At 55.9% G+C, this 16,281-nt stretch carries 15 protein-coding genes and 1 tRNA gene; 13 read left to right on the top strand and 3 right to left on the bottom strand.

The window, feature by feature from the left end:
- Positions 1-99: 99 nt before the first annotated feature.
- From QW772_06745 to QW772_06760, 4 genes are all read left to right on the top strand, one after another.
- Positions 100-1,458: a serine hydrolase gene (locus QW772_06745; GenBank protein ID MEM0038604.1), complete on the top strand. Its 1,359-nt coding sequence runs from the start codon at positions 100-102 to the stop codon at positions 1,456-1,458.
- Positions 1,459-1,562: 104 nt separating this feature from the next.
- Complete coding sequence (locus tag QW772_06750; protein MEM0038605.1) at positions 1,563-3,458, top strand: aldehyde ferredoxin oxidoreductase family protein; 1,896 nt, start codon at positions 1,563-1,565, stop codon at positions 3,456-3,458.
- Between the two features lie 4 nt (positions 3,459-3,462).
- Positions 3,463-3,753, top strand: coding sequence for a hypothetical protein (locus QW772_06755; GenBank protein MEM0038606.1), 291 nt, complete (start codon positions 3,463-3,465; stop codon positions 3,751-3,753).
- A gap of 116 nt (positions 3,754-3,869) precedes the next feature.
- Positions 3,870-4,517 (top strand): orotidine 5'-phosphate decarboxylase / HUMPS family protein, encoded by a 648-nt coding sequence (locus QW772_06760; protein MEM0038607.1) that lies wholly within the window; start codon positions 3,870-3,872, stop codon positions 4,515-4,517.
- 312 nt (positions 4,518-4,829) lie between these two features.
- Here QW772_06760 and QW772_06765 read toward each other — a convergent pair whose 3' ends face one another.
- Positions 4,830-5,672, bottom strand: coding sequence for a serine hydrolase (locus QW772_06765; protein ID MEM0038608.1), 843 nt, complete (start codon positions 5,670-5,672; stop codon positions 4,830-4,832).
- 48 nt (positions 5,673-5,720) lie between these two features.
- Here QW772_06765 and QW772_06770 point away from each other — a divergent pair, with 48 nt between their 5' ends.
- Positions 5,721-6,572: a DUF3100 domain-containing protein gene (locus QW772_06770; protein ID MEM0038609.1), complete on the top strand. Its 852-nt coding sequence runs from the start codon at positions 5,721-5,723 to the stop codon at positions 6,570-6,572.
- Entirely contained in the window at positions 6,569-7,042 is a 474-nt protein-coding gene (locus QW772_06775) for a hypothetical protein (protein MEM0038610.1), read from the top strand. The genes QW772_06770 and QW772_06775 overlap by 4 nt, the downstream gene beginning before the upstream one ends.
- Before the next feature lie 54 nt (positions 7,043-7,096).
- Here the strand turns inward: QW772_06775 and QW772_06780 are convergent, their stop codons facing one another.
- Both QW772_06780 and QW772_06785 read right to left on the bottom strand, forming a co-directional pair.
- Positions 7,097-8,401 carry an amidohydrolase gene (locus tag QW772_06780; protein MEM0038611.1) on the bottom strand — a complete coding sequence of 435 codons (1,305 nt, stop codon included), beginning with the start codon at positions 8,399-8,401 and terminating at the stop codon, positions 7,097-7,099.
- Between the two features lie 63 nt (positions 8,402-8,464).
- Positions 8,465-8,597 (bottom strand) — tRNA-Asp (locus QW772_06785).
- 123 nt (positions 8,598-8,720) lie between these two features.
- Between QW772_06785 and QW772_06790 the strand changes: the two genes are divergently transcribed.
- From QW772_06790 to QW772_06820, 7 genes are all read left to right on the top strand, one after another.
- Positions 8,721-9,125 carry a translation initiation factor IF-5A gene (locus QW772_06790; GenBank protein MEM0038612.1) on the top strand — a complete coding sequence of 135 codons (405 nt, stop codon included), beginning with the start codon at positions 8,721-8,723 and terminating at the stop codon, positions 9,123-9,125.
- The gene (locus QW772_06795; protein MEM0038613.1) at positions 9,125-10,474 is read left to right on the top strand and encodes a signal recognition particle protein Srp54; all 1,350 of its coding nucleotides are present in this window, start codon (positions 9,125-9,127) and stop codon (positions 10,472-10,474) included. Before QW772_06790 ends, QW772_06795 begins: the two co-directional genes overlap by 1 nt.
- Positions 10,455-11,753, top strand: coding sequence for a tRNA pseudouridine(54/55) synthase Pus10 (locus QW772_06800; GenBank protein ID MEM0038614.1), 1,299 nt, complete (start codon positions 10,455-10,457; stop codon positions 11,751-11,753). Before QW772_06795 ends, QW772_06800 begins: the two co-directional genes overlap by 20 nt.
- A 140-nt stretch (positions 11,754-11,893) precedes the next feature.
- Entirely contained in the window at positions 11,894-13,315 is a 1,422-nt protein-coding gene (locus QW772_06805; GenBank protein MEM0038615.1) for a hypothetical protein, read from the top strand.
- A gap of 4 nt (positions 13,316-13,319) precedes the next feature.
- On the top strand, positions 13,320-14,222 hold the full coding sequence (prs, locus tag QW772_06810; protein MEM0038616.1) for a ribose-phosphate diphosphokinase: 903 nt from the start codon (positions 13,320-13,322) through the stop codon (positions 14,220-14,222).
- Positions 14,223-14,271: 49 nt separating this feature from the next.
- Complete coding sequence (locus QW772_06815; GenBank protein ID MEM0038617.1) at positions 14,272-15,282, top strand: hypothetical protein; 1,011 nt, start codon at positions 14,272-14,274, stop codon at positions 15,280-15,282.
- On the top strand, positions 15,279-16,142 hold the full coding sequence (locus QW772_06820; GenBank protein MEM0038618.1) for a ribonuclease Z: 864 nt from the start codon (positions 15,279-15,281) through the stop codon (positions 16,140-16,142). The genes QW772_06815 and QW772_06820 overlap by 4 nt, the downstream gene beginning before the upstream one ends.
- Positions 16,143-16,281: the final 139 nt, after the last annotated feature.

Genomic DNA, 16,281 nt, shown 5'->3' on the forward strand with positions numbered 1-16,281 from the left:
TGCCACCACGCGCGGGAGCTCAGTTTCAACGACCTCCTCAGGGAGGTGAGCGACTTTTTAACTGTGTCGTAGTTAAGAGTATCTGTTGTGGTGAGCTACGTGGGTCTTGACTCACTTGAGGGCTTCATTCAAGACCGGATGATTAAGTATAGGTTCCCAGGAGTCTCAATAGCCCTACTCAAGGAGGGTGAGGTAGTCCATGCAAGGGGTTTAGGCTTCAGGGACCTCACCACCTCACTTCCTGCAACGCCCAGCACTAACTACCACGTAGGGTCGGTGACTAAAGCATTCACTTCAGCGGCGATCATGCAGCTAGTTGAGAGAGGCCTCGTAAGTCTTGAGGACCCCGTCAATAAATACGTCAGCGTAGTCAAGTCCGACGAGATAAGAGTACATCACCTACTCACACACACGTCCGGAATACCCGCATTAGGGTACGCTGAGGCGCTGATAGACAGCTACTACGGCTTAGGGAGTGAGTGGCTCCCCACCGCTAAGCCGGACGACGTCCTGACGTTCATGGCTGGTTATCAGGACTGGTTTAACCACAAGCCTGGTGAGAGGTGGTTCTACCTTAATGAGGGCTACGTCATACTGGGTAAGATAATTGAGAAGGTCAGCGGGCAGAGTTATGAGAGTTACGTGAAGCTCAACGTGTTGGAGAGGCTGGGAATGATGAAGAGCTACTTCACGCGTGACGAGTACGTGAGGGATGAAGACAAGGCCACGCCGTACATAGTTGATAAGGAGGGCAAGCATGCGAGGGTTGAGCCGTTGTTCGGCGTCTCGGCTGACGGCGGGCTCTTCAGCAACGTCCTAGATCTGCTGAAGTTCGTTTCAATGCTGATTGACAGGGGTTCCTACATGGGTGTTGAGATACTCAGCAAGGAGTCCGTCGAGCTCATGGAGAAACCCCACGTTAGGTTGCCGTATGACTCCTACGTGGCTGATTCATACGGTCTCGGTTTGACGATACGCAGTAACTTCCTAGGTCGTAGGCTGATCGGCCATGGCGGTTCCGTACTGGTGCACACGGCCTACATAGGCTACGTACCTGAGAGTAGGGTGGGGGTAGCGGTGCTGGCTAACATGAGCGGCTACCCGCTGTCACTCATAGGGGCGTACGCACTAACGTGCGTGATGGGCATGGATCCTGCGAAGGAGCTACCGTACGTGGCCGTGGAGAGGGTATACGATAAGCTGGTAGGGTCGTACAAGGGATACAAGGGCACGATAAGGTTACGCGTTAGGAGATTAGGGGGCATCCTGGCAATAGAGAACGAGGGCGCCCGTACCTCAGAGCTAACACCGCTAGTGCCTGATGGTGTCGCAGAAGATCACGCCCTATTCATGGTGTACACGCTCGCCGGCAGGGTTCCTGTGGAGTTCTTCATAGAAGATTCCGGAAGGGTTCGAATGACCTACGAGAGATACGAACTGATTAGAGCAGGTGATTAAACACACCACGGACCACTAGACCCCTCAATTGGGCACCGGCGGCATGACCTAAACTTTTTAGGCTAGGTCACCGTAATCTATTTGTACTTAAGCGGTGATTTCAAATGGTTAAGGGGATTTCAGGCAGGATTGCCTTAGTGGACCTGAGCAACGGGTCAGTGAAGTTCATGAACACCTCCGCAGAGCATGTGGAGCGCTTCGTCGGCGGCGCTGGCTACGGCACGTGGCTCCTCTTCAAGTCCTTCGCAGAGCACGTCACGGAGAGGTCGTTCCCTGAACCGCTATCACCTGAGAACCCTCTGATAATGATGACCGGACCTCTGACGGGCCTTACGGCGTTCAGCTTTAAGACGGCGGTGGTCTCCAGATCCCCCCTAACTAGAGGGTTGGGTAAAAGCATCTTCTCCGGCTCTTGGGGGGCCACCCTCAAGAAGGCAGGTCTAGACGGCGTGGTGGTGAAGGGGGCTGCTGAGAGGCCTGCCCACATAGTCATCGACGACGGCCACGTGGACGTTAAGGACGCCTCAAACCTCTGGGGTAGAGACGTCATGGAGACGGTCGCCGCTGTGAGGAGTGAGTTGGGGGAGGGATTCAGAACCATAACCATAGGGCCTGCTGGCGAGAGGCTCGTCAAGATAGCGTCTATAGTAAGCAGTGAGAGGAGGGTTGCCGGAAGAACCGGTATGGGGGCCGTCATGGGCAGCAAGAAGCTCAAGGCTATATCGGTTAGAGGCTCCGGAACGGTGGAGGTCCATAACCCGGAGGAGTTGGTGGAGTTAAATAAGAAGTGGCTCCTCAGAGGTGTGGAGACGGCTAGGGGGAAGGCACTCCGCGAATACGGGACCGTCGGCGGCGTGAGCACCTTCGTCGTGACGGGCAACCTACCCATGAGGCACTGGACTCTGGGCTTCTGGGATAAGGCTGACAACATAAGTGGGAAGACCTACATGGAGAAGCACAGGCTCGGGGCCGGCAGGAAGGCCTGCGGTGAGGGGGTCATGTGTAGCATCCTCTGCGAGAGGGCGATAACGTACGACGACCCGAGGTTCGGCAGCTACGCTGGGAAGGGACCTGAGTATGAGACTGCAGCAATGCTGGGCTCCAACCTTCTGGTGGAAGATCCGGTCGCGTTGGCCGAGATGAACAACCTCTGCGATAGGCTCGGGCTCGACACCATATCAACCGGTGAAGTCCTGGCATGGCTGACTGAAGCACGTGAAAAGGGGTTGGTGGGCGATGAGTTGGTGGAGGGCATGAGGATTGAGTGGGGCAATCACGAGACTTACCTCAAACTCATCAAAATGACGGCGTTTAGGGAGGGCATCGGCGACGCCCTGGCCGAGGGTGTGAGGGAGGCCTCAAGGAGGTTCGGCAGGGGGGCTGAGAGGATAGCCCTGCATGTGAAGGGCCTAGAGGTACCTGCCCACAACCCGAGACTCTACAAGTCGCTGGGACTCTCATACGCCACGTCAAACAGGGGGGCGTGCCACCTTCAAGGCTCACCGATGTTTGCTGAGAGGGGCATAGTGACGCCTGAGTATGGAATCACCGCACCCCCGAAAACGCCTGAGGAGAGGGTCAATACCGTGATCATCCATCAAAACATGGCAATGGTCATAGATTCCGCTACGATATGTAAGTTCGGCACGCACGGTGTGGCGGACTTCAACCTCATCGCCGACGTGTGGAATTCCGTGACTGGCATGAGGTGGGACAGGCATGACGTACTGAAGGCCGGGGAGAGGATATGGTACCTGGAGAGGATCTACAACTACCTGGTGGGATTCACCAACAGGGACGACAGCCTGCCGGACAGGTTCCTCATGGAGCCCGTCAACGAGGGCGGCGCTAAGGGACTCGTATGCGATGACTTCGACGTAATGTTAATGAAGTTCTATGAGGAGAGGAAGCTTAGAACAAAGCCCGAGTTAGCTGGGAAGCTGAGGGAGATAGGGTTAACCGATCTCCTGGAAGTTCTGGAGTACGTTAGGCTATGGTGATTTCTTGATACTCAAGGCAAGAATACCGCTGCATAGAGCGCTGGGGCTGAGCAGAGACCAATACACAGTCCACGGCCTAGACTGCGGAGCCACCCCAAGGGACTTCCTTAAAAGGATAGGGGAGCACGAACCGGCGTCGCCGCTTCTGAGGATACTTAGCGAGGAACCGATGGGCGTCATAATGATTATGGGGGGAAGGGTCCTAGATCAAGGCAGGGGGTTCAGGGAGCAGGTCGAGTGCGAGGAGTCGACCGAATACGAGATACTCATAACACCCCTTCTTGAGGGAGGCTAGTTAAATTCCCACTGACTGCACGACCTAGATCCTTGCGAGTGGTGTAGGCAGGCACGCAGTTAGCCAACGTGATATTTAGGTCTTAAGCCACTATCATATCGTGGTGGGGTACGGTGGTGGTGCTTCAGGTAGCCTTAGACCTGACTGAATTGGTGAGGGCTGCAAGCTTAGCTGCGGAAATAGCGTCAGTGACTAAGTGCGGTAACGTGTGGATCGAGGCGGGAACCCCGCTGATTAAGTCGTGGGGGAGGGTCGCCGTGAAAGCCTTGAAGGACTTGACGGGTTGCTTCGTAATTGCTGACACGAAGACGATGGACGTACCCAGCGTGGAGGGGTCGATGATGTATGAAGCAGGTGCCGACGCATTCACGGTGCTGGCAGTCGCCGACGATGAGACTATCAAGGAGGCCGGGGAGACCGCACGCAGCTATGGGAGAGCCGTAATAGGGGATTTAATAAGTCACCCCAAACCCCTGCAGAGGGCTATAGAGCTCTACGGTTTGGGCGTGGATGCAGTGACGTATCACATAGGTATAAGCGTGCAGAAGGCGCGAGGCCTGAGGGTGACGGACCTGCTTGACGAGGTAGATAGGATCAAGCGAGAGACCCCGCTAAGAGTAGCCGTAGCGGGGGGGATCAGGCCCGGCGACGTGAGGGAGTTAACCCGCAGGGGGGTGGACGTGATAGTGATCGGGAGTGCAGTAACGAACGCGGTGAAGCCTGTTGATGTAGTCACTAAGGTGCTGGACGACATGAGACCATGACCAACCGCCCAAGGGGCCCCCTCCTACAGGGCCTAAGTCACTCACGCCTTGCAGAGCTGCTTGAGTCTCGTGCCGCTGAGCTATTTGATTGGATGTGCTGACAGTAGGTTGAACCCCGCGGGACATAGTGGAGCTGCACTCATGTCAAAGTGTTGATGAGCCTGATTATGGGATCAAGTTGGTTGTGGTAGCTGAACGCGAGCATGCAGACTAGGGATGGAAGGGTTAGAGATCCCCGCGCAACTTAAAACTAGTTGTGCGAAAAACGGGTTACGTAGCTTCATCCTACTACACACGCGCGGAGGTTAGAGTTTAGGGATTGACCGCCTTAAAAACCATTCCCGAGATTCTAGCTATCGCTTCCGTCCCCTTACCACCGCTGAACGTCTGGCTAAGGGGATCCTTTAAATCCTTAACCATCGCCGATATTATGAATGGTTCTTTAGCGAAAACTATGCCGACATCGTGCCTTACCCCGGCTAGCTCGCCTGTCTTGTGAGCTACCGGTATCCCCTCCGGCAGGTAGCGCGGTATTCGATCGTTAACTTGCTGCTTCTTCATTATATCCAGGACTTTTTCACAGCTCCATTCATTTAGGATTGTTTTTGCGTAGAGTTTATGGAGGAGGTCAGCCATGTCGCGCGGTGAGGTGTAGTTATCCAATCCACGTTTCCTTGCTTCAAAATCCATCATCTTCCTTTGAAGGAGAGTCTTACGAAGTCCGAGTCCCTTCATGAAGGAATTGGCGTTCTTCATACCCACCTTCGTTATCACTACGTTAGCGGCGACGTTATCGCTGATTATTATCATGAGAGTCGAGATGTCAATAAACGGCAATTTGAGGCCTGCCGTCAGCTCCTTCAGGACCCCCATACCCCCCACCTCATCCTCCTCTCTTAAGACTATCTGCTCATCCAAGCTCAGGCGTCCCTCTAACGCCTGCCGAAAGGCTTCTAAAAGCACTGGAACCTTGATTATGCTTGCAGCCGGGAAGGTCTCATCCTCGTTGATGACTATTTCCTCCCCAGTCCTGATCACCTCCACAACCAACCCGAACGTGTCCCCGGATCGTCTCGCGATTTCCCTTACTCTGGGTTGTATCGCGAACATTATGAAGTTCGCCGCCATTATCGCCCACTCATTCATCAACTGCATCCTTGCTTTATTAAGGACTGGCTCAGAATATTAGTTGTGGTGTGGTATATGGCTTCCGGCCATATTACTACTGGAGAGAAGCTCATGCCATACATTAAGTTGCACATAGTCATCGCTGCGCTAGTGTTGGTCAGCGAGATCATAGGGGTTATGCGATTCAGCGTGTGGATTGTAACGATCTCGCTGTTCCCGATGCTCTACGCAGTAGTGCTGGGGATAATAGTTTCCCCTAACGTCTTAGGGAGGGCTGTTAAGCCTCTCAAGAAGCTCCTCTCGGAGAAGGAGACCGCGCTGGCATCGCCATTCATAGTGGCGTCGCTAGCCCCCCTAGCGGCTAAGTATGGAGTTATGACGGGGCCTAACGTGCCGAAGCTAATTGAGTACGGCGTTCCGTTGATAGTTCAGAATTTCGGAGTTCAGCCGGGCTGCATCCTGCTGGCACTACCCATAGGCTTGTTTCTACTTAGGATGGGCAGGGAGGTGATAGGCGCTGTCTTCGACATATGCAGGGAACCCGCGCTGGCCGTGGTTAACCAACTACGCGGGCCCGACTCCCCGGAGGCTTTAGGCACTTTGGGCGTGTACATAGCGGGGACTGTCTACGGGACTCTATGGTGGGCGATCGTGGGCTCCGTCCTCGGCTCAGCCCTAACCAGCGTCTTCAGCCCCTACGCCCTGGCCATGGCATGCGGGCCGGGGAGTGCGAGCATGACGACGGCCTGCGCAACGGCGATGAGTTTGGCCCTACCAGCCCATAAAGACGCCATCCTGACCTTCGCCATCGCAAGCAACCTCGTCTCCGGCGTGATAGCGGTGTGGTACGATACCTTGGTCGGGCTGCCTCTAGCGGATAAGCTGTACAGGGTCCTAACGAAGTATAGGAGGGGGAGCCAGAAATGACGAGTCTGGGCGGCCGCTTCACTTTCCAAGTCCTGGCGGCGTTCGTCGCCTCCCTTCTGACCCTCATAGGCAACACCATAGCCTGGCGCATCCCAGTATTGGACGCGTTGCCGGGCTTGTTCATACTGTACGCAGTGGCCGTAGCAGGCATTGTTGTGAAGCAAGCTCTGGATAAGGTAGGGGTGTTGAAGCAGATCCCCACGTTCGCGTGGATCATGCTCGTAGGGCTGGCCATATCGATCCCAGGGGTTCCTGGAGCTGATGCAGTGGTTAAGTACACCAATAACGTCGCCTTCCTAGCAACCTGCACCCCGATACTGGCGTACGCAGGTGTAGCGGCTTCCAGAGACCTGCCAAGACTGAAGCAAGTGAGTTGGAAGGTCGCCATACTGTCCCTGTTCGTGTGGATGGGGGCCTTCCTCGGCGCGGCGATAGTTGCTCAGATACTCATAACGCTGTTAGGGCTTTGAGAAAAGAAAGGATCTTCACTCTGCAAGCCTTTTTATTCCTATTGTTTAAGGAACTCATGTGAACGTTTTCCTCAGATACGCTAGGTACTCGTCCTTCGTCATCTTAGGCTTGAACGCGCTCACGATCTCCCTAGCTTTCTCCGCGTTACCCGCCAGTAAGTCGATGACGGTCATGGCCATTATCTTCGTTGCGATCACGTAGGCCATCTCGGCGTCCTTGATGTCGAAGTTCTTGGCGTGCGGGTCCCCGACGAACCCCCCGACGAAGGGGTGGATCGACGGAATCACGTGTGAGACATCGCCCATGTCCGTTGAAGCGGGCTGATGGCCGCCGTCGATCACGCTTCCACCGCCCAGTAGCTCGAGGGTGTTGGACTTGAATATCTCGGAGAGGTTCCTGTCCTGAACCAGCGGCAGGTAGCCCGGTATGTTCCTTATCTCGACCGACCCCCCGACGGCAGATGCTCCGGCCTTAAGCGCTCTGTCGACCTTCATGCTCGCATCCTCTATCGCCAAGTAGGTCTTCCCCCTCACGTACATCTCCATCCTAACGTCCGAGGGCACCACATTCACGGCGTCACCTCCCTTAGTTATGATTCCGTGAACTCGGACGAAGTCCTCATCCTTGAAGGTCTCCCTCTGCGCGTGGATGGCGAGTATGGCCAGCGCGGCGGCGTTGAGGGCGTTTACCCCCTCGTGAGGTGCGGCCGCCGCGTGGGCTGACCTCCCCATGAACCTTGCGTACTTGCTTATGAAGCCGTTCGTGGTCGCGTTAACCCACACCCTCCTCTCAGGCATGCCTGCCTGAGCGTGGATCATCATGGCAATGTCCACGTCATCTAAAGCCCCTATCCTCAGCAACTCCTGCTTGCCCCCAAGGAACTCTATCTTGCCCTCCTCCCTTAACCTTAACCTGTACCCTATCTCAACGAACTCCTCGGCCGGAACCGCCATTAAGACCACGTCACCGGAGAGCGCGTTGATGACTCCGGACTCCATTAAGGCCCTGCCGACCCCAAGCATCGTGGTGATCTGGACGTTATGACCGCATGCATGGGCTGCCCCCGTGCTCCCGTCCGCTAGGGGATGGTCAGGGCATGGAATAGCGTCCAGCTCGCCCATGACCGCGACCGCCGGCCTCCCGCCTTTCTTAAGCCTTGCCTTAACACCTGTTAAGGCGAGCCCGTCCTGGTAGTCTAGACCCAACCTCTCAAACTCCCTTTTAACGATGCTGGAGGTCCTGAACTCCTTAAACCCCAGCTCCGGAACCCTGCGTAGTTCCTCACCAAGTTTAACCAAGTCCTCAGACATCCCGTCTATGGTCCTGCATACCCTTTCCTTAAGCTCCTTTACATTCATTTCAAACCCTCCATACTCCTTAACGAGCCTCGCATTATTAAATACTAGGCAATGCTCCTGGATTGGCGCCGCGGCCGGGATTTGAACCCGGGTCACGGGCTCTCCGCAAGTCCCTCCAGAATCCCAGGAATGGGATGCTTACACGGGAGGGACTTACGACAGGCCCGCATACTAGGCCGGACTATACTACCGCGGCACCAAACATTTTTGAGGTGTGGGGCTTATAAGCTTTTCCCAGGCGAGCGCTTCCCCACCCCCGCACGCCTGCTTGAGTTAAATATATTAGGATGTTTAAATGATTAGTTGAGGTGCTGTAGTGATGAGTACTACGTATGCTGAGTTAGGGGAGCTGCGTGAGGGTAGCTTCATAGTCATTGAGGGCGAGCCGTGCAGGATCGTTGAGATGAGTAAAGCTAAGACAGGCAAGCACGGGAGCGCTAAAGCGCACGTAGTCGCTGTGAGCATTCTGTCCGGCGTTAAGAAGACTTTAGTTGCTCCCGTGGATCAGAGGGTGGAGGTGCCGATAATAGATAAGAGGGCCGGGCAGGTCATAGCTGTGCTGGGCTCGAGCGTCCAGGTAATGGACCTCGAGACCTACGAGACCCTTGAGATGGAGATGCCTCAGGAGGAGGATGTGAGGGCCAGGATAGCTGCGGGGGCTGAGGTGGAGTACTGGAACGTCCTCGGTAAGAGGAAGATCATGAGAGTCTTAAAGGGAGCTTAATGAGCTACCTAGGCAGGCTGAAGGACCTAATCTCGGACTTCGTCAGAGGTAAAGGCCCCTACGAAGAGAGCGTCAGCGAATTCATTAAGGAGCTGCAGAAAGAGCTGATTAAGGCCGACGTAAATCTAAGGCTGGTCATGGAGCTCACCAAAAGCATTAGGGAGCAAGCACTCAAGACGGAGCCCCCTCCAGGAATCCTGAGGCGTGAGTGGTTCGTCAAGATAGTGTACGACAACCTGGTGAGGTTCTTCGGAGGGGAGGTAGTTGAGGTACTCCCTAAGAAGATTCCGTGGGTGTTAATGCTCGTCGGGATTCAGGGGAGCGGGAAGACCACATCAGCAGGTAAACTCGCCCAGTACTACAGGAAGCTTGGTTATAAGACATGCCTAATAACGACTGACACATACAGGCCGGCGGCGTACGATCAGCTAAAGCAGATAGCTGACAGGCTTAACATCCCGTTCTACGGGGAGAAGGACGGCATCAACCCCGTCGAGATAGGGGTGCGGGGCTTGAGCAGGATGCTTAAGGAGGGCTGCAGCCTCATCGTGGTGGACACAGCTGGGAGACACGGGTACGGCGAGGAGGAGCACCTCCTCACAGAGATGGAGGAGATAGCCAAGGCCCTGAAGCCCGACGAGATAATGCTGGTGATCGACGCGTACATGGGTCAGAAGGCCTACGACATAGCTAAGAGATTCCATGAGAGGACGCCCGTAGGCTCCATATTCATAACTAAGCTCGACGGGACTGCTAAGGGGGGCGGCGCGCTCTCGGCCGTGGCGGCGACCGGGGCTAGGATAAAGTTCATAGGCGATGGTGAGAAGCTAGAGGACGTAGAACCCTTCAACCCCAGGAAGTTCGTGGCCCGCCTCCTGGGTTTGGGGGATCTGGAGACCTTATTGGATAAGTTCAAGGCCCTCGAGGAGAGTGAGGAAGTCCAGAGGAGGCTTGAGAAGGCGATCCTCACAGGAAGGCTGACCCTGAGGGACGTGTACACCCAGATCAAATCCCTCAGGAGGTTAGGCCCCCTCAGGAAGGTTCTTCAGATGATCCCGGGCTTCATGACCACCGTCCCCCTGGACGACGAGAAACTGCAGCTCTCCGAGAAGAACCTTGATAAGTGGCTCCACATACTTGATTCAATGACCTACGAGGAGCTGGATCACCCGGAGATAATAGACAGGAGTAGGGTGGTCAGAATAGCGAGGGGGGCCGGGGTGACCACCAACGACGTTAAGGAACTCCTCAGATACTATGAGGCGATGCTGAGGATGATTAAGACGCTGAGGAGCAGGAAGGACGCGCTTAAGAGGCTCGGGATGAAGGATGTCCCGCTCGAGCATTGAGTTGTTGGATAAGGCCGTTAAGGCCCTCATGAATTACCCGCTCTGCGACAGGTGTTTAGGCAGGCTCTTCGCCAAGTACGGACTCGGGCTGAGCAATGCTGAGAGGGGCAGGGCCCTCAAGACTTTAATAGCCATGAGCCTCCACGACCTCTTAAGCAGTGGTGCGGTCGACTCAAGCACCGCCGTGAGGCTGGCTGAGAACGGGGGGAGCCCGATAGCGGAGGTTGTTCAACGCTACGTGGGCGCAGTCGATAGGAGGAAGTGCTTCATATGCGGGGACGAGCTTGACGCAGCTATAGGCGAGCTTGTGGTCAAGGGCTACGAGGCCCTCTCAGGCAGGGAATTCGGGTCGCTGCTGGTGGGAGTTGCTAGGGGGTCCCCACACGAGGTGAGGGAGGGGGAAGTAGTCTCCGCACTCGGTATAGAGTCGTGGGAATCCGTCAGGAGGGAGGTCAAGAGGGAGGTCGGTAAGAGGCTCCAACTACTCACGGGGGCTGAACCCAGATTCAGAAATCCCGACGTCACCTTGATGATCGATCTAGGAACTATGGAGGTCAGGGCGACGTCCACTCAGGTCTTCCTCAAGGGAAGATACTATAAGGTAGGCAGATACATATCGCAGAGGTGGTGGTATTCTAAGGGCGGCGGCTTCAGGTATAAGCTGTCCGTGGAAGGGGTTGCTGAGAGAGCGTCCCAGATCCTAGCCGGTAGCGGCGTCCTAATACATGCAGCCGGACGTGAGGACGCTGACGCCCGGATGCTTGGCAACGGAAGGCCCCTAGTGATAGAGGTTCGGAACCCCCTTAAGAGAGCCATTGCCGTTGACCTCCTCAACAGCGCGCTAAGCGATGAGTGGGTTAAGATAGTGATTGATTCCGCATCCTCGCCTGAGGAGATGCAACGGCTGAAGAGGTCTAGGAGTCCTAAAACGTACAGGGTCGTTGCCTACGTCCCGGCAGGCGTTACCGAGGATGAGTTAAGAAACGTTGAAGCAGCGCTCAGCGGGGTTGAGGTCCGCCAACGAACCCCTAAGAGGATACTTAAGAGGAAGAAGGACGTCCTGAGGAGGCGTAAGGTACTTCAAACCTCCGGCAAGCTACTCTCGGAGCATCTGATCGAGTTAGTGGTTGTCTGCGAGAGCGGCCTCTACGTCAAGGAGTTAGTCAGCGGGGACGATGGGAGAACACATCCCTCAGTATCCTCAACCCTCCTTAAGGAAGCCACCACGCTATTTCTTGACGTCCTGGAGTACGGGGAGGGGCCCGCCAGGCAAACGTAGGTTTAAGGCAGGGCTCGCGGGCCGCTCACCCCGGCCCTGGAGTGCGATGCCCGCCTGCCTCGCGATCCCATCCTCACAATTATATAGCATTCCCAAACTAAAACAATGGGGGCGAGCAGTTCCTGGGGGTTTGATGCGGGGTGGGTTTTCTGCTCCTGCTACTGGTGCTTGCATCGCTCTTCGTCCTTCTAACTACCCACGCATCCAGCAGGTTGAAGCCCTCAGCCCCGTTAATCCTGCTCGCTTACCTAGTCACCTGCATCTCATTCCTGATGCACGCACCGTTCACGGAGACTCCGTTGGGGTTAATGGGTCTCAAGTATAGCGATGTTGTGCACGGGGTGTTTCACATTAGGTTCTCACCCGACCTCGTCGGGGATGCGCGGAGGCTTAGCGAGCTGTGGTTCAACGTGGACGCATTCAACGATCTAGTCAAGAGGGCTAACCTCTGCCCAATCCCGTATGTTGACTACATGTTCGAATATCCACCCCTAGTGGGGTTCTTGTGGTACGTAACCACCTGCACTTCCTTCACGATAGCCAACGGATTCGCAACGACCACGAGCGATTTCTTCAGCCTAGCGTCAAGCATTAACTACGTGATGCAGGCATCAATACTAGCGGGCTCTGCAGTGCTAACCCTCCATACCCTCAGGAAACTAGCATCGTACGGCGGCAGATCCGCAGGAAGGGCTCTCCTCTTCCTAGTGCTCCCTTCAACCATTCTCTACATGACCTACAACTGGGATCTGATCGCGTCATGCCTCGCCGCCGCAGCGCTCTACGCTTTCCTCAGAGGGAAGCGCACCACGTCAGGCATGCTGCTTGGGCTGTCCGTCTCAAGCAAACTGTTGACCGGAGGCCTGCTGATACCGCTTACATCCCACCTCCTCAGGGAGGCTAGAGGAGGGAGCTCTGGCGTAAAGCAGCTGCACGCCTTTCTAGCCGCGTTCGCGGTGGGGGGCCTCACCCCCTTCATGGCGGTGTACTTCCTCTCAAGGGAGGGTTTAATGGGTTTCATAACCCACCACGCGAGTTGGTACTGCGAGAACTGCGTTTACGCCTCAGTAGTTCCCGACATATTTAGCCCGGTACATCGATGCATGTACGCCGTGCTGGGTCCAACGTTGCTGGCTCTCGTAGCGTTCCTGAGCTACAGAAGGCCTCGGGACATGTTTAAACAAGCCTTCACCTCCGTCGGAGGGGTTGTGGTGCTAAACTACGTATTCACGCCGCAGATGATTCTAATGGTGACGCCGTTCGCGCTCATGGCCCTCGACGGGTTGCTCCTCCACGCATACGTGGCGGCGGACGTGGTTAACTCACTGCTCATAGTGGCGTTCTTCGAGGACGCTACATTGAGGTCCATAATTTCCGGCTTCACGCCTATTAACACGGACTTCAATCCGTGGACCATCGACTCACCCACCCAGTGGCTGGCGATGGTGAGGAATGCGCTGCTGCTGGCGTCAATTGTGCTCACCCTGATTAGAGCAGCCCGCCCCGAACCCCGGCTGAGTGGGGGTTATTTAACGTCGGGGAGCGATGAAGTACTTGGGTGAGTAGATGCACGTGATCTCACTGCCCCCTGACCCGGGGCTGGGGGAGAAGCTCGCCACCCTCATGAAGTGCAGTCACGCCAGAGCTACCTATAAGACGTTCCCAGACGGGGAACTGTACTTGAGGCTCCCTAGCACTGCGGGCGAGCCCCTCATATTGGTTTCAACGACCTACCCTGACCAGAACCGTTCGCTAATGGAGCTCTTCTTCGCTCTCGAGTATCTGGGTTCGAAAGGGTTTAGAGAGCTCTACGCCGTAGTCCCATACATGGCGTACGGTAGGCAGGATAAGGAGTTCCTTGAGGGTGAGGTGGTTAGCGGCAGGGCGGTCTTAAGGATGCTGAGGGATCTCGGGTTGAGGAGGCTCTTCGTAGTGGATATGCACAGCGCCGTGCTGATGAGTGAGTTCAAGGATTTAGTGGTCAACACCCTGCCCGCCAGAACCCTAGCAGACTACGTGGGGAGGGCTGTTAGAGTTCCGCGCGTAGTCATAGCACCTGACGTAGGTGCGTCCGGAAGAGCTGAAGCCATAGCCAAGCTCCTCGGATGCGAGTACGCCGTAGTCAGCAAATTTAGGGACAGGATTACAGGGGAGGTGACTCACAGAGTGCCTGAGGAGTTAAGCCTCGAGGGATTCAACGCTGTTATAGTGGACGATATAGTGAGCACGGGCGGCACCGTAGCCAGCATAGCTAAGCACCTACTCAGTAGGGGTGTTGAGGAGGTCCACGTCATAGCATCCCACGGCCTATTCGTAGGCGATTCACTAGCTAAGCTGAGCTCCTCAGGCGTGAGGAGGGTCGCAGTCCTTAACACGGTCAGCCATCACGTGGAGAGCGATCTAGTGGAGTATCTGGACGTGACGGGGGAGCTGCTCGAGCCCATCAGGAACGTGTTACCCACCCGGTAGAGTCTGAAACTTATAAGTATTTATTCAGCGAACACTCTAGAGAAGTAAGATGCTTCACTACGTTTACCTTTCTGGCGGGCACAGGGAGTTGCCCGCGGCCGAGTTAAGGGCTGTTATGGAGTCGGAGGGCGTTCAGCACAGCATACTGGCCGAGCTTGACCAGGTCCTGATCCTTGAGAGCGACAGCTCGCTCTATGAAGTCCTCGGGAGGACGGTCTTAACTAAGTATGCGGGGGTGCTGCTCGGGGTTTCAGAGGTTGTGGAGGGCGTTGAGGGGATCAGGAGGGTTCTAAAGGATTCGAACGCGTGCAACTACGGCGGATACGATCACGTCAACTTCAGAAGGGTCAAGAGGTACGGCGCCGGAATAGATTACGGGGACGTCGTTGAGGTCGTCAACGAGCTATCGCACACCCTCTGCAAGGGAGGGGCCAGGAGGCTGGACATCATAGTATCTGAGGGTTGCGTTGTGGTGGGTTTGAGGATGTATGAGAGGGACTTAACTCCTTACAGGGCGCGGGAGCCTGACGTGAGGCCCTTCTACTCGCCAGGCACTATGGTCCCCTACATGGCGAGGGTCTTCATAAACCTGAGCAGAGCCAGCGTTAGGGGTGGGCACGTGGTTCTAGACCCTTTCTGCGGTGCGGGTGGGTTCCTGCTCGAGGCTTGCTCGATCGGCCTTAAGTATTTGGGCGTGGAGGCCAACCGCAGACTGAGTGAGGGGGCGTCCGTTAACCTAGCTCACTATGGCTGCCTCCCCAACGTAGTGAGTGGGGACGCCTGCAACATGCCTGTCGACAGGGTCGACGCCATAGCCACAGACCCGCCTTACGGGAGGATGAGCAAGCCAGCCGATAGGGAGCTCCTTGATCTTATGGAGTGCTTCATGGGGGAAAGCCACGCCGTGTTGAGGGATGGCGGTTACCTGGCCTTCGCCCAGAGGATAGACATACCCCTAGAGGACGTGATAGAGGGGGCGGGTTTTAAGGTCGTTGAGAGGATCCCTAACTGGGTGCACGGATCGCTTACGAGAGACATTTTCGTGGTGAGGAAGGAGTGAATCCCACAATAGTGACTTTCCTGGGCTCTAGAGGGCCCTACCCAGGCAGTAACGAGTTGCCATCAGTTCTGATTAGCCACGGGGGCAGGAACCTCCTCCTGGACGCTGGCGAGGGGGTCCAGCACAGGCTCCTCCACGTAGGCAAGAGCGTGGCCTCCGTCAACCCAGTGCTAGTGACGCACATGCACGGGGACCACGTCCTCGGTCTGATCCCCCTCCTCCAGTCGAGGTCCCTAGCCGGTGTAGCCACGCCCCTCCTCATCATAGGGCCTGCAGGGTTAGGGAGCTACCTAACCGACTCCTTCAACCACCTCCGCTTCGAGCCTGGGTACGAGCTAACGGTGCTGGAGGTCGCTGAGGGTGTAAGTTGCAGGGCGGATGAAGTGCCGGCTGAATCCATCGAGGAGGCCTCAAGCCATGAGGGGAGGGTGAGGACCGTTGGGGTTCCATGCGGCGTCGCAATCAAGGAGGGCCCCTTCAGAATTACCCCCTTCTGGGTTAGGCACTCCATACCAACCCTAGCCTTCCGCCTGGACGTGGGTGAGTCCCTCAGCCTCTGCTACGTCTCAGACACCCTCCCCTCAGAGGATGTTGAGAGGTTCTGCAGGGGGGTGAAGGTCCTGATACATGACTCCACCTTCAGCAACGAGTTAAGCGATAAAGCCGGTGAGTACATGCACTCAACCGCCCTTCAAGCGTCTGAGGTCGCTCTGAGATGCGGCGCGGAGACGCTGATACTGTATCATGCGTCGCCAAGGTATAAAAACCTAAGAGGAATGGAGGAGGAGGCTAGGAAGGTGTTCAGGAACGCGTATGCGGCAGAGAAGTTCATGAAGCTCTATCTGATGCCGAATCGATAAACACTAGACATCGGCATAGGTGATGAAAAATGCCTTCAGAGTGGGGGTGGGCACGGCCTCCGGGGGGCTTCAGCTGTAATACCTTAGGGTAGCCGCATGCCCTCGGAAAGCCCTGTATTACCTCAAACGAAGCCGGTGG

Source organism: Zestosphaera sp. (assembly GCA_038727705.1).
GTDB lineage: Archaea > Thermoproteota > Thermoprotei_A > Sulfolobales > NBVN01 > Zestomicrobium.

Excerpts from the sequence above, each read along its gene's own strand:
- QW772_06795 (MEM0038613.1), top strand. The coding sequence starts at position 9,125 with ATGAGCTACCTAGGCAGGCTGAAGGACCTAATCTCGGACTTCGTCAGA.
- QW772_06815 (MEM0038617.1), top strand. The coding sequence starts at position 14,272 with ATGCTTCACTACGTTTACCTTTCTGGCGGGCACAGGGAGTTGCCCGCG.
- QW772_06780 (MEM0038611.1), bottom strand. The coding sequence starts at position 8,401 with ATGAATGTAAAGGAGCTTAAGGAAAGGGTATGCAGGACCATAGACGGG.
- prs (MEM0038616.1), top strand. The coding sequence starts at position 13,320 with ATGCACGTGATCTCACTGCCCCCTGACCCGGGGCTGGGGGAGAAGCTC.
- QW772_06790 (MEM0038612.1), top strand. The coding sequence starts at position 8,721 with ATGAGTACTACGTATGCTGAGTTAGGGGAGCTGCGTGAGGGTAGCTTC.
- QW772_06750 (MEM0038605.1), top strand. The coding sequence starts at position 1,563 with ATGGTTAAGGGGATTTCAGGCAGGATTGCCTTAGTGGACCTGAGCAAC.
- QW772_06770 (MEM0038609.1), top strand. The coding sequence starts at position 5,721 with ATGGCTTCCGGCCATATTACTACTGGAGAGAAGCTCATGCCATACATT.
- QW772_06775 (MEM0038610.1), top strand. The coding sequence starts at position 6,569 with ATGACGAGTCTGGGCGGCCGCTTCACTTTCCAAGTCCTGGCGGCGTTC.
- QW772_06765 (MEM0038608.1), bottom strand. The coding sequence starts at position 5,672 with ATGCAGTTGATGAATGAGTGGGCGATAATGGCGGCGAACTTCATAATG.
- QW772_06800 (MEM0038614.1), top strand. The coding sequence starts at position 10,455 with ATGTCCCGCTCGAGCATTGAGTTGTTGGATAAGGCCGTTAAGGCCCTC.